The sequence below is a fragment of the Bowmanella denitrificans genome, from assembly GCF_002887595.1.
Taxonomy (GTDB): domain Bacteria; phylum Pseudomonadota; class Gammaproteobacteria; order Enterobacterales; family Alteromonadaceae; genus Bowmanella; species Bowmanella denitrificans.
The window spans coordinates 264,614-278,401 of the sequence record NZ_PEBU01000003.1 but is presented as its reverse complement, the minus strand read 5'-3'; the positions used below and the strand labels follow the sequence as shown (position 1 = coordinate 278,401).

General features: G+C 50.3%; 11 protein-coding genes. 10 read left to right on the top strand and 1 reads right to left on the bottom strand.

The features are described 5' to 3' along the window. The first annotated feature begins 5 nt into the window (after positions 1–5). The 4 genes from CSR04_RS08020 (at position 6) to flgL (ending at position 5,540) form a co-directional block, all read left to right on the top strand. On the top strand, positions 6–1,118 hold the full coding sequence (locus tag CSR04_RS08020; protein ID WP_102795751.1) for a flagellar basal body P-ring protein FlgI: 1,113 nt from the start codon (positions 6–8) through the stop codon (positions 1,116–1,118). Positions 1,119–1,120: 2 nt separating this feature from the next. Next, positions 1,121–2,044, top strand: coding sequence for a flagellar assembly peptidoglycan hydrolase FlgJ (flgJ, locus tag CSR04_RS08015; RefSeq protein ID WP_102795750.1), 924 nt, complete (start codon positions 1,121–1,123; stop codon positions 2,042–2,044). Positions 2,045–2,147: 103 nt separating this feature from the next. Continuing rightward, complete coding sequence (flgK, locus tag CSR04_RS08010; RefSeq protein ID WP_102795749.1) at positions 2,148–4,301, top strand: flagellar hook-associated protein FlgK; 2,154 nt, start codon at positions 2,148–2,150, stop codon at positions 4,299–4,301. A gap of 12 nt (positions 4,302–4,313) precedes the next feature. Continuing rightward, a complete protein-coding gene (gene flgL / locus CSR04_RS08005; RefSeq protein ID WP_102795748.1) occupies positions 4,314–5,540 on the top strand; it encodes a flagellar hook-associated protein FlgL in 1,227 nt (408 codons plus the stop codon). Between the two features lie 6 nt (positions 5,541–5,546). Here the strand turns inward: flgL and CSR04_RS08000 are convergent, their stop codons facing one another. After that, complete coding sequence (locus CSR04_RS08000; protein ID WP_102795747.1) at positions 5,547–6,485, bottom strand: hypothetical protein; 939 nt, start codon at positions 6,483–6,485, stop codon at positions 5,547–5,549. A gap of 258 nt (positions 6,486–6,743) precedes the next feature. On the opposite strand from CSR04_RS08000, the gene CSR04_RS07995 reads away from it, so the two are divergent. The 6 genes from CSR04_RS07995 (at position 6,744) to fliD (ending at position 13,785) form a co-directional block, all read left to right on the top strand. Further along, positions 6,744–7,568: a flagellin N-terminal helical domain-containing protein gene (locus tag CSR04_RS07995; RefSeq protein WP_102795746.1), complete on the top strand. Its 825-nt coding sequence runs from the start codon at positions 6,744–6,746 to the stop codon at positions 7,566–7,568. 366 nt (positions 7,569–7,934) lie between these two features. Continuing rightward, positions 7,935–8,765: a flagellin N-terminal helical domain-containing protein gene (locus CSR04_RS07990; protein WP_102795745.1), complete on the top strand. Its 831-nt coding sequence runs from the start codon at positions 7,935–7,937 to the stop codon at positions 8,763–8,765. Between the two features lie 514 nt (positions 8,766–9,279). Further along, on the top strand, positions 9,280–10,110 hold the full coding sequence (locus CSR04_RS07985) for a flagellin N-terminal helical domain-containing protein (protein WP_102795744.1): 831 nt from the start codon (positions 9,280–9,282) through the stop codon (positions 10,108–10,110). Between the two features lie 887 nt (positions 10,111–10,997). After that, on the top strand, positions 10,998–11,822 hold the full coding sequence (locus CSR04_RS07980) for a flagellin N-terminal helical domain-containing protein (protein ID WP_102795743.1): 825 nt from the start codon (positions 10,998–11,000) through the stop codon (positions 11,820–11,822). Positions 11,823–11,891: 69 nt separating this feature from the next. Further along, a complete protein-coding gene (locus tag CSR04_RS07975; protein ID WP_102795742.1) occupies positions 11,892–12,299 on the top strand; it encodes a flagellar protein FlaG in 408 nt (135 codons plus the stop codon). A 16-nt stretch (positions 12,300–12,315) separates the two neighbouring features. Next, positions 12,316–13,785 carry a flagellar filament capping protein FliD gene (gene fliD / locus CSR04_RS07970; protein ID WP_102795741.1) on the top strand — a complete coding sequence of 490 codons (1,470 nt, stop codon included), beginning with the start codon at positions 12,316–12,318 and terminating at the stop codon, positions 13,783–13,785. Positions 13,786–13,788: the final 3 nt, after the last annotated feature.

Below are 13,788 nucleotides of genomic sequence, written 5' to 3'. Positions count from 1 at the left end.
GCATTATGGCTAAGTTAGCGTATTTCTTAATAGCCGGTTTGTTGCTTAGCGCGCCGCTACAGGCTGCCCAGCGTATTAAAGATTTGGTGTCTATTCAGGGGGTACGCAGTAACCAACTGGTGGGTTATGGCCTGGTGGTGGGTTTGCCGGGTACTGGCGAACAAAGCCCGTTTACTGAGCAAAGCTTTCGCACCATGTTGTCTAATTTCGGCATTATGATGCCCAGTAATTTAAAGCCAAAGATCAAAAACGTGGCCGCGGTGGCGGTGCATGCAGAGTTACCACCTTTTATCAAACCCGGACAAACCATTGATGTTACCGTGTCCTCAATCGGGGAAGCGGGCAGCCTGCGCGGTGGAACCTTGCTGCAGACGTTCTTAAAAGGCCTGGACGGTAATGTTTATGCGGTAGCTCAGGGCAGCCTGGTGGTTAGCGGCTTTGGTGCAGAAGGAGCCGATGGCTCGCGTATTGTGGCCAATACTCCCACGGTAGGCAGTATTGTCAATGGGGCGATTGTGGAGCGATCTGTGCCCAGTGGCCTGATGCAAAATGACTATCTGACACTGAATCTGCACTATCCCGATTTTTCCACCGCCCGTAGCCTGGCCGAAGCCATTAACAAACGTCTTGGTGCCGATCCAGCTAATGGCTATGCCATTGCCACGCCCATTGATGCGGCATCAGTCAGGGTGTCGGCCCCCAGGGATGTTGGGCAACGGGTAGGCTTTCTGGCGACCCTGGAAAACTTTGAATTTGAACCTGCCGACGCTCCGGCCAAGGTGATTATTAACAGCCGCACCGGCACTATCGTGATTGGCAAGGATGTGCGCTTATTACCGGCAGCCGTGACTCACGGTGGCTTAACGGTGACAATCTCGGAAAATCAGCAGGTGTCTCAGCCCAATGCGCTGGCAGAGGGGGAAACGGTGGTCACGCCGCAGTCCGTGGTAGATGTGAATCTGGATGACAGCCGTATGTTTAAGTTTGACCCCGGCGTTACCCTCGATCAGTTAGTGCGTGCAGTTAATGAAGTTGGCGCCGCCCCAGGTGATTTGATGGCCATTCTTGAAGCGTTGCGGCAGGCCGGTGCGCTGCAAGGTCAACTGATAATAATCTGACGATGGAACAGACACTTTCTCTTAATCAACTGGAGCAGTCGCGCAATGTGCATGACCTTAAAGGTCTGGACAATCTGCGCCGTGCGGCTCAGGCGGGTGATAAGGGCGCGTTGGAAGAGGCGGCCAAGCAGTTCGAGGCCATCTTTGTACGCATGATGCTAAAGTCTATGCGTGACGCCCAGGATGTGCTGGCCGATGAAGACAGCCCGTTTAATTCCCAGCAGGTTAAGTTTTACCGGGATATGCACGACCAGCAACTGGCAACAGATTTGGCATCCGGTGGCAGCCTGGGCCTGGCCGATCTGATTGTCAAGCAGTTAGGTCAGAATGTGGAAGGTTACACGCCGGCCAGTGTTCTTCGCAGTGACGGCAATCTGTCGGATATCAATCGCAGCCAAATCAAGGCGCTGGACAGTATTCAGGCGCGCGCGCTGGGGCCGCTTAATCAGCCCGGCAATAAACAGCCGGCCTTTGCCGATGCCAAAGATTTCATTGCCGCCCTGTTACCACAGGCCGAGCAGGCTGCGGCGCAACTGGGGCTGGATCCCAGGGCATTGGTGGCCCAGGCCGCGGTGGAAACCGGCTGGGGGCAGCAAATGATCCATCTGCCCTCTGGTCAGAACAGCCATAACCTGTTTGGGATCAAGGCCGACAAACGCTGGCAGGGAGATAAAGCGCTGGTCAATACCCTGGAATACCAGCAGGGTATGGCCAAACCACAAAAAGCCGCATTCAGAGCCTATGATTCCTTTGCCGATTCAATGCAGGATTATGTGGATTTTATCCGCGACAATCCCAGATATCAGCACGCCATCGGCCAATCTGGCGACAGCCGCCGCTATTTTCAGGAACTTCAGAAGGCGGGTTATGCCACTGATCCAAACTACAGTGACAAGATTATGCAGGTGATGGAACGCTTGCCCTGATCTACATTTCTGGCGTAATTATTGCTTTAGTTTGTTCATGGTAACAAGGATTTGACGAGGCGGAGCCCGTCGAACAAGCCCAATCTGTGTTTCGGGGAAGTCCATGACCCTTATTCGTACCTCTGATCTGCTGAGCATTGCTGCATCGGGCATTAATGCCCACAATAATATGCTGCGCACCACGGGTAATAACATTGCCAACGTGAATACCGAAGGCTTTGTGCGTGAACGCACCACTTATGTGGCGCAGTTAACCGGCGGGGTAGGACGAGGTACCACGGAGCGTATTTTAAATACCTTTGCCCAGAACCAGTTACGCCGCGACACCACCACCTTAAGTGAAGCTCAGTCGTTCTACGATAAGATTTCGCAACTGGACAATATGCTGGCCAGTGAAGCCAACAGTATTTCCGGCAGTCTCAGCCGTTTCTTTGCTTCCATGCAAACCGCCATTGACGAGCCTGGCAACCTGGCTTCCCGTGATTTGGTGCTGGGGGAAGCTAATTCTTTGATGGAACGTATGTCCAGTCTGTCAAAATATATGCGCCAGATGGAAAAAGACGTTAATCAGGAACTGACCAGCGTTACCCAGGAAGCCAATGATCTGATCAAAACCATATCTGCCCTGAATACCCAGATCCGTTATGTGGAAAGCGCTTCAACCCAGCAGGAAGCAGGCGTGCTGAGAAACGAGCGGGATCTGGCTATCCAGAAGCTATCCGAAATTGTCGCCATTGAAACCCGTAATCTGGATGATGGCTCTACTATGGTGCACCTGAAAAACGGTGAAGCTCTGGTGATGGAAGCCGGGGTGTTTAATCTGTTCCAGATCAGTGGTGATCCAGATGCGCAGCGGCAAAGGCTCACCCTGGTGGCATCTAATGCGCCCGTCACCCTTGGCGTGGATGAAACAGATATGGGCGGCAAAATGGGCGGGCTGTTTTCATTTCGCGATGAAGTACTGGGGCCCAAACAGCGGGAGCTGGGGCAACTGGCGCTGGCGTTTGCCGATGCCATGAACGAGCAGAATGAACTGGGTATGGATTATGACGGCCAGTTGGGTGCCAAGCTGTTTGAGTTGCCAGAATTTCAATCATTGGGATATCAGGATAATTCAGCGCCTAATCTGGCCATGAATGGCCGGGTGGAAGAGAATCAGGCTGAGAATCTAACCACGTCGGATTATCGTGTTACGGTAAATGCGGTCAATGCTGGCCCGCCCGCGACCCTGGACGTGACCGTTGAGCTGTTAAATTCAGACGGCTCGCCAACCTTAGGCACCAACGGCAACCCGATTGTGTATACCTATGCCGGCGCAAATGCGTTATCTACCGGCGCGGGCAACTGGAGTAGCATTGGCGATGGTCTGGAAGTGGAATTTCCAAGCGGTGCTTATGCGGTGGACGACCGTTTCCTGCTACAGCCAACACGTAACGCCGCCTCACAGATTGATTTAGATGTACTGCGTGGGGAGGATCTGGCCTTTGCTTCGCCAATTAAGGCAGAAGGCAATATTAATAACTTAGGCTCTGCTACCGTGGTATCCACTGCGGTGACTAATACTCATGTAGACAATGCCGCGCCTTTTGACCCCGACACCTCGGCTTTTGATGGCGCAGGTGGGCTACAGGGCCCAGGTGCTGCACCCGGCGGTGGTGTGGGCGCACCAACCCAGATCCGTTTTACCGCCGCCGATACCTTTGAAGTGCTGGACAGTGCCGGTACGGTGATCACCACGGTGGCAGGCGCAACCGATTTAAGAAATCTGATCGAACAGGCTAAAGGCACACCAGGCTGGCCGGCTGCTTTTAGCTCACCGCCACTGGACGATTACCCTGGCTATGACGTTAGTCTCGAAGGGGTACCTAAGGCCGGAGACACCTTTAGTATTGGCTATAATACTGATGGAGTGGATGATAACCGCAATGGCCTGGAACTGGCTGGACTGCAGGATGTCAACACCGTGCGCCGGGATGCCAGTAAACCCTTTAGTGACCAGAATGCCACTACTTTTCATGGTGCCTATGCCGACACAGTGAGCTCGGTGGGGGAAAAATCCGCTACCGCTGGCATTGAATTAAAAGCCGCCAAGGCGATGCAGCAACAATCCAATGACTGGTTTCAGTCGGTATCCGGGGTGAGTCTGGATGAGGAAGCGGCCAACTTAATCCGTTTTCAGCAGGCCTATGCGGCATCGGCCCGTATTCTGAGTACGGCGCAGACCCTGTTTGATACCATTCTTAGTGCTGCCAGGTAATGAGGTAACAAGATGAGAATCTCCACCAGTCAGCTATTTGACCGCGGTATCAACAATATTCTGAATGGCCAGGGTGACCTGTCCGATATTCAACAGCGCCTGGCCTCGGGTAAAAAGCTATTACGCCCATCTGATGATCCTGTGGGGGCATCCAAAGTGATTCGCCTGACCGAGGAACTGGACCAGATTAAGCAGTTTCAGCGCAATAATGAATTACTTACCGCAGCCTTAAAAGAACAAGAAGCGGTAATGCGCAATATTAATGACGCCGTGACTAACGCCAGAACCAAAGCTATTCAGGCGGGCAGTGGTGCCATGACGCCGGAAAGCCGGGCCGCTATTGGCGTAGAGATTGCTCAAATCCGCGATCAGGTATTCGACCTGATGAACTCCAAAAATGCCGCGGGTGAATATATTTTTGCTGGCTATCAGTCCAAATCCCCAGCCTTTGTGTATGACCCCAGTGCCACTGGCAATAAGTATTATTTTCAGGGTGATGAAGGCACTACCAGTTATCAGTTGTCACCGTCGGTGAAAATTATGGGCAATGACTCCGGCAAGTCGGTGTTTGAAGATGTGTTTGCCCGTTTTAAATCCAACATCATAGGCTCTACCGCAACGGATGCATCATTAAAAATAAGTGAACAAAACGATCTGGACCGTTTTCACCAGCAAAACTATGATGCCGTTACCCCGGCCAATAATAGTTTTCAGATACAAATCAATGGCGCGGGTAATCAGGTCACAGTAACCAATACCGGTACCGGGGCTAATTTAGGTACCTTTAACTTTACCTCTGGTGAGCCTTTTACCTTTAACGGTATGCAGTTCACCATCGATGGTGCTCCTGGGGACACAGTGGATTTTTCGCTGAATCCACCGGAGAAAAAGAACCTGGCGCAGACCCTGGATGATTTTTTTGTTGCCCTGGACAACCCGGATATCCCTCAGCAGGATTTTTTGACCGCCCTGGATGATGCCATTATCGGTATGGACAATGGCCTGAAAGCCCTTGGCGCGGCGACTTCAGGTATTGGCGGGCGCCTAAATGTGGCTGGTGCGGTGTTTGAATCCAATCTGGATCTGGAAATCGCGTCCAAGGAAGCCCGCTCTGTGGTGCAGGATGTGGATTATGCCCAGGCGGTATCTGACCTTAGCCGCCAGGAAACCGCCTTACAGGCGGCGCAAGCCACCTTTTCCAGGGTCACCAGCTTATCGCTGTTCGATTACGTACGTTAGCGACTCCTAAGTGAGCTTAAGTTCCAGCTCCGACAGGTAGATGCGGCTCTGCTGGCCTTGATGGCTGGCATAATAGCTTATGTAGAGTCTATCGCCCTTTCTGACCAATCCGGGGTAACTGGTATCGCCGCCGGAGGGCAATATACACAGCAGTTTCTTTTTCCAGCTAACCAAGTCCAGACCTATAAGCGCTGTTTTAGGCCCGGATGCCCGCCAGATCCTGCCTGCCAGCAACGCTTGGTTGCCTTCCAGCAACAGCATAGCCGGTCCGCCCAGATAAAAGCCCAGATCCTGCCATTGCCAGCGACGATAGGGGGGCTTGGCGATACCTAGCTGTGCTGTGCAGGTATCCGCGTCCCGCCTGAGCAGTATATAGGCAGTTCCATCCGCAGCGAACTGCAAATCTGATTCATTGGGGTAACCCTTGCCGTGTTTACGTAAGCCGAACAGCTCCGGCTCGATACAGTCAAAGCTGCCACGTGGGTTGCCGCTGTAGAACCTGGTACTTTGTGCACTGCGATTGTATGCCACCCCATAAGCCTTATCGTTATGCCAACTGATACGCCACAGCCACCAGTTCCTGTCTGCAAAACCTTTTGCGGCAGTCCAGCTATAGCCGTCCTGAGACAACCAGGTGCTGGGTTGTCCGTAGCGGGTTTTGTTGTCAGCGCCGCAGTACCTGGCATAGGCCAGTAGCATCAGTTTATTGTCTGGGGTCAGGGACAGCTTGGGATCGCGCAGATCGGCTCCAGCGATGCGCAGTAGCTGGTGCCTGAGCACCTTGCCCTGCCAGTCCAGATAAAGCACCCGGATTTTGCCATCGCCACTGATATGGTTTGTTGCTTCGCGAAAGCAGCACACCAGCATGTTGTTGAATTCACAAAGATCGCTGAAGGCATTGTGGGGGGCGTGGGACCATAAGTTGGTCTGATGGATTATGTGCATTTTCTATACATGCCGAAATTGTCTGGGAACCTATTGAAACGCAAGTCTTTTATCAATGCAAAGGCGGCAAAGTTTTTCCGCTTTGCTTGCCGGGCGGCAAAAATTTTCTAAAGGAGTTTTCAAGGGCGTCGATAACCTTAAGCGAGAGAGCCAGTAACACTAACTTTTCAACCAAAGTTATTGTTCTTAAAGTGTTTTTAACCTTCGGCGAGAGCCGGATGCCAGCTGACTGCTGGACTGAGAGTGTAGGAGAGGTCTATGTCCTTGTACGTTAACACCAACGTTTCGTCTATCAATGCGCAACGTCAATTGTTCAACTCCGGAACAGCATTGAATGTCTCATTCGAGCGTCTGTCTTCTGGTTTCCGTATTAACCGAGCCGCCGATGATGCCGCTGGTTTGCAGATCACCGACCGTATGACTTCACAAGTCATGGGCCTGCAGCAAGCTGTGCGTAACGCCAACGATGCCATTTCACTAACCCAGACCGCTGAAGGCGCATTGCAGGAAATTACCGGTTCCTTGCAGCGCATCCGTCAGTTGGCTGTACAGTCACAAAACGGTATCAATACGTCTGCTGACCGCACCGCGCTGCAAAAAGAAGTGTCTGCCCTGAAAGCTGAAATGAGCCGTATCGGCACTACTTCACAGTTTGCCGGGGTTGATTTGCTGACAGGTACTTATTCTGCAGCCTTCCTGGTGGGTGCCAACGGTGGTCAAACCATCTCTGTTAACCTGTCAAGAAGCGGTGGCTTTGGCACTTCAGGCTTAGGTCTGACTAGCCTATCTGTTGCCACAGCAGCCAATGCGTCAGCTGCCTTAACATCTATAGATGCGGCTATTTCCACTATCGGTGCTACCAGAGCGGATTTGGGTGCGTTGCAAAACCGCTTCCAGTCAACTATCCGTAACCTGAGCAATATCATCGAAAACGTATCCGGTGCCCGTTCAAGGATCCGTGATACCGACTTTGCTACTGAAACGGCTGAACTGACTCGCAACCAGATCATTCAGCAAGCCAGTACCACAGTGCTGAGTCAGGCTAACCAAAGACCGCAGGCCGCCCTGCAGTTACTGGGATAAGTTAAACCTACATGACGCCAGGAGGTAGAGTGAGAGGTGTCATGCAGGTGAGAGGATCGCTCATTCTCTCCTAACGTAAGAGCGATTGGTCGGAGGAATTCCTCCGACCATTTTTCCCTCAAAACAGGCCAATGAGTACCGAGCAAATCCTTGATTTAGCTTGGCTTTTTGCGTTGCTAAAAAAAGTGCTAAAGCTTTTTCCTGATCTGAACGATACATAGGGCAAGACACTTGGTGAAAATAACAATAACAGCCAGGAGTCAGGACGAAACCGTCAAAAAACATAATAAAGGTTTCGCCAACGCCAAGATTACTAATAAAAACAATAAGTCTGGCGCTTAGTATCGATCAAGTTAGGAGAAAATCATGAGCTTATTCGTCAGCACCAATGTGTCGTCGCTTAATGCGACCAGACAATTGTTTACATCCAATGCTAATCTCAGCACTGCCTTTGAGCGTTTGTCATCTGGTTTCCGTATTAACGGCGCCAAAGATGATGCAGCCGGCCTGCAGATTTCTGACCGTATGACGGCACAAATTCAGGGCCTGAATATGGCCGTGCGTAACGCCAACGACGGTATTTCTCTGGCACAAACCGCAGAAGGGGCGATGCAGGAAATCACCAATGCACTGCAGCGTATTCGCGTGCTAGCAGTGCAATCACAAAACGGTATTAACAGCTCGGCTGACCGTCTGGCCCTGCAAAAAGAAGTTTCGGCACTTAAGCTGGAGATCAGTCGTATAGCCACAACATCACAATTTGGTGGTGTGAATATTCTTGATGGAAATTACTCTGCGGTATTCCTGGTGGGAGCCAATGCGGGTCAGTCTATCAGTGTGAATATTTCCCGCCCTGGTGGCTTTGGGGCTTCCGGCTTGTTTAACGGTATTGATGTGTCAGTAGCCACGGCTGCGCAGGCATCTGCCGCTATGAGCCTGGTGGATACTGCAATATCTATTATCGGTGGGGCCAGGGCCGACCTGGGTGCGATTCAAAACCGCTTCCAGTCCACAATACGTAACCTGAGCAACATCTCTGAGAACGTGTCAGCGGCAAGATCGCGCATCAAGGATACAGACTTTGCCGTCGAAACGGCAGAATTGACCCGCTGGCAGATTATCCAGCAAGCCAGTGTGACTGTGCTTGGCCAGGCTAATCAACGGCCTCAATCTGCATTGTCACTGTTACAAGGATAATAAAGATGAACAAGGTAACGTCATTGCGGGGGCAAGCGGCGTCATCCTGAAGACAGAATGGTGAATATGTGGGCTTGATCTCTATTCACCAGCCCTGGCTCTCATAAATGTTGGTTTAAGTATTTAACTAAATGAGAAATAAGGGAAAAGAAAGGTCGGTATGCAAAGTTTGTGGGGGCAAGCCGCATCCGACCTGAAGACAGAGAATCTTTACCGAAACTTGATCGATAGCAGGATGCACTTTTAGCAAGGGACGGCTCTTTTATTTAAAAAGGCCGACTGACAGGCGTGACGCCAGGAGGTAGTGAGAGGTTTGAGGTTTGGCCATCAAACCTGTCGTGTCGGCCAGAGCATTCGCTCACTTTCTTGCATTTGCAGGCTCAAGTACCGGCAAAGCCAGTCAGAAAACTGACTGACGGATAGAGAAAAGCACATAGCGTGCCAACTATTAATTGCCAAAAAAGGCGTCAATACAACAAAAGCAATAAGACGCTAACTTGTTAGGAGAGAAATCATGAGCCTATACGTTAGTACTAATGTCTCGTCACTGAATGCGACCAGACAACTTTTTACCTCAAATTCCAATTTGAGTACTGCCTTTGAGCGATTGTCTTCCGGCTTTCGTATCAATGGTGCAAAAGACGACGCAGCCGGTCTGCAAATCTCTGACCGTATGACCGCCCAGATCCAGGGCCTGAATATGGCGGTGCGAAATGCCAATGACGGTATTTCCCTGGCGCAGACTGCGGAAGGGGCGATGCAGGAAATTACCGGCGCTTTGCAGCGTATCCGCGTACTGGCGGTGCAATCGCAAAACGGTATCAACAGTTCGGCTGACCGACTGGCGCTGCAAAAAGAGGTGTCTGCTCTAAAGCAGGAAATCAGTCGGATAGCGTCAACGTCCCAGTTTGGTGGGGTGAATATCCTGGATGGTACGTATTCTGCGGTATTCCTGGTGGGCGCTAACGCTGGCCAGTCAATCAGTGTGAATATTTCCCGTCAGGGCGGATTTGGGGCGTCGGGATTGTTTAACGGCGTGAACTTGTCGGTGGCTACCGCCGAAGGTGCATCAAGATCCATGGCGATGATAGACACAGCAATCTCTATCATTGGTGGGGCCAGAGCGGACCTAGGTGCGATTCAAAACCGCTTTCAGTCCACCATACGCAACCTGAGTAATATTTCGGAAAACGTGTCAGCGGCAAGATCGCGCATCAAGGATACAGATTTTGCCGTTGAAACGGCAGAATTGACCCGCTGGCAGATTATTCAGCAGGCTAGTGTGACGGTGTTGGGGCAGGCGAATCAGCGGCCTCAGTCGGCTTTGTCACTGCTGGGTGGTTAATTTTAACAGTCTGGATTTGTTGTGGTGATGTGTATTATTGCCCAGTGTAGAAAAAGGAAATTCACCACAGAGACGCAGAGAGCACAGAGGTTTTCCTTGTTGGGGGATTTGGTCAGAAACGAAACGTGCCAAGGTCTACCAATTCAAGGTGAACACATTGTCATTCGAGAGGGTAGGAAATGAGAGGCCGACCCTGGTGAGAAAGGGGAATACCTTGTCTCACCAATCTGGACACCAGCAGCATCAAAGCAATGCTGGTTCCCAGTCTCAGGATTGAGGCTGGGATAAGGAAAAAAACGCCGACTGACGGACTGAGAGTGTAGTAGTGGTTGAGAGGCCAGTTTGCATTCTCTAACCCGCAGTCGGACCGAAACCTTATTTGCTCGTTCTCCTAACTTGAGCAAGTTGGCCGGGTCATCTGACCCGGCTTTTTTAATCTGCCGCTGTCAAATTTACCATCACCAACCATATACACTTTTTATAAGCACAGTGCGTGCCAATAATTTTTTCCAAGATCTACTATCTGATTCTTAGTTGCAGAGTTTAGACCCAGTGCTAGGCAAATACGCATAGATTCATTGCTGCACGTTTTATCTCAAGTCTGTCAAATCGTCAAAGTGGCAAACGGTTGGGACTCCTTAACTACCGCTTCTGTAGTATGGAAAAATCAATACAAAACAGTTGCTTAAGTTTATTTTAAAAAAATATCAAATTTTTCCTAAAGACTCTCAATGATATGCCGATACCTAAAGTTGAGGGGTATTTTAAGTTTTGAATTTTGGCTTGGTGTCAATCTTCAAGTGTGAGGCAACTCAGCAATGGGTTGATTTGAGGCAAGTCAGCAGAGGTATGAGGGTACCTTTGTTGGCTTTCAGGAGGTAACTTCCATGACTTTGTTTGTAAATACTAACGTATCGTCCATCAATGCTCAGCGCCAGTTGTTCAACTCAGGCAATGCTTTGTCAACGTCGTTTGAAAGACTGTCATCAGGTTTTCGTATTAACCGTGCTGCTGATGATGCTGCTGGTCTGCAAATTTCTGACCGTATGACGTCGCAAATTCAGGGCTTGAACCAGGCTGTGCGTAACGCTAACGATGCCATTTCTTTGACGCAAACCGCTGAAGGCGCATTGCAGGAGATTACATCTTCACTGCAACGTATCCGCCAACTGGCTGTGCAATCACAAAATGGTATTAACTCGTCTTCTGACCGTACGGCGTTGCAGAAAGAAGTGTCTGCGCTTAAGCAGGAGATCAGTCGGATAGGTAGCAACACTCAGTTTGCTGGTGTTGACCTGTTGACGGGTAATTACTCAGCTGCCTTTTTAGTCGGTGCCAACGGTGGCCAGACTATTTCTGTTAACCTTTCACGTTCTGGTGGTTATGGGGCTTCTGGTCTTAGCCTGGGAAGCTTGACTGTAGCAACTGCGACAGGTGCTTCCACGGCATTAACCACTATCGATAATGCCATCTCCACTATTGGTGCGGCCCGTGCCGACTTGGGTGCATTGCAAAACCGTTTTCAGTCCACTATCCGTAACCTTAGTAATATCGTCGAGAATATCTCCGGTGCCCGTTCGCGGATCCGCGATACCGACTTTGCCACTGAGACGGCGGAGCTGACACGTAACCAGATCGTGCAGCAGGCGTCATTGTCTGTACTGAGCCAGGCCAACCAGCGCCCTCAGTCAGCCTTGTCTTTGTTGGGTTAACCTGAAATGGCCGTTATACTTTGAAGTATATCGGCCACTTTCTTTACTCTTTAAGAGTGGAGGTGAAAAATGGACGTTAATTTTTCACAGTTGCCCCCAGGGTTTTCAGGCGCAGCGCTTGATGCTGTGGCTGAGCGTAGCAACGTATCTGTTGTTTCTGAGAAGGAAGCACCTAGATCAGAATTGGCAGGTAAATTGCCTGAAGAAGTTAAAGTCGAGGAAACGGCCGCCGATAAAGAGAGTATCGAAACGGCTGTGCAGGATGTGCGTGACTTTGTGCAGGCACAGAATCGCAACCTGAATTTTGCCTTCGACGAGGGCAGCAACCGTTCTGTTATCAAAGTAACAGATGCACAATCCGGTGATGTGATAAGACAAATCCCATCGGAAGAAGTGTTAAAGCTGGCTGAGCGCATAAAGGAACTTCAGTCTGAAGTTGGCGCAGCAGTAGGAGTACTGTTTAATAAGTCAGTATAACTTTATGAGGTAGAGCATGGCTATTCAGTCTTTAGGAGTTGGTTCAGGCTTGGCCCTGGATGACTTGGTAAAGCAGTTGTTGGAAGCTGAGCGCAAGCCCAAGTTCGATCGTCTGGATAAGCGGGAAGAATCACTGGATGCTGTTATCTCAGGTATCGGCTCGCTGAAATCCAAAATGGATGCCTTTAAGGAATCTGTTGATGCACTACGCCGGGATACGGCCCTGTCTAAACGCTCCGCAGTAACGACTCATCCTGGTGTCAGTGGCGAGGATGCTACTGGCCCCTTTACCGCTGAGGCATCTAATAGTGCGGCAACCGGCTCTTACCAGATTACTATAACAGAGCTTGCCAGTGGCAGCCGGGTTGAAACGGCCAATGCTGCAGATGGAGGATTTAACAGTAGTTCTGATGTGGTCAGTGCCTCTGCCGGTACCCTGACTTTTCAAGTCGGCAGTAAAAGTTTTGACGTTGACGTCACGGCCGGTATGACGGTTCAGCAACTACGCAATAAGGTGAATAGCTCTGCGAGTAATTTTGGTGTCACCGCCAGTGTGATCAGCACGGGTACTGCAGGTGGGGGCGCTAAACTGGTATTTAGCTCTGATGTTACCGGCACCGGTAATGACCTTAAAATCATTAATAAGAACGATATTGCTGATTTAGAGAGGGTGTCTACCACTGATTCGACCGAAACCCAGACTTACCTGGGCTATGCAAAAAATGCCACTAATGCTAAAGCTACCATTGACGGTATTTTGGTGGAAAGTGCCACTAATCGTTTTGAAAACGTAATTGAGAACGTTGCTTTTGAGGCAAAAGAACTGTCCAGCAAAGATGCGCTTGATAAGTTCGTGGCGTCAACGCTTGAGATAGGATACGACAAAGACGGCGTTGAGAAAAAAATCCGCGACTTTGTAGATGACTACAACACCCTGATTTCTGAGATCACCACATTGACCCGCTATGGTCAGTCCGAGTTGGAAGAAGATGGGGCCTTGGCCGGTGATTTTATGGCCAGAGGTATCCAGAGCGGTTTGGCCAGCATTGTTTCCAGTGCGGTGCCTAATTCTAAGCTCGGCAGTTTATTCCAGCTCGGGGTTTCTTTTGATGAAGACGGCAAGCTGCAAATTTCCGATTTTGACGAATATGGCTTTGGTAGTGGTGAAGATAAACTCAAAGAAGCCTTTGAAGATAACTTTGACGAAATTGCCAAGCTGTTTACCGACGATGAGTTTGGTATTGCCACAAAAGCCTACGACTTTGTCTATGAGTACACCACCTTTGGCGGCCTGCTAAGAAGCCGTGAAGACTCCTACAAAAATGAAAAAGACTTACTGGCCGATGACCGGGAGCGCCTGGAATTACAGATGCTGAACTATGAAGATATCCTGCGCAAAAAATATCTGGCATTGGACCAGACCGTCAGTCAGTTAAATCGTACCGGCAGTGCTTTGATGGCATCTTTGGCCTCAACCGGATTTTAAAGG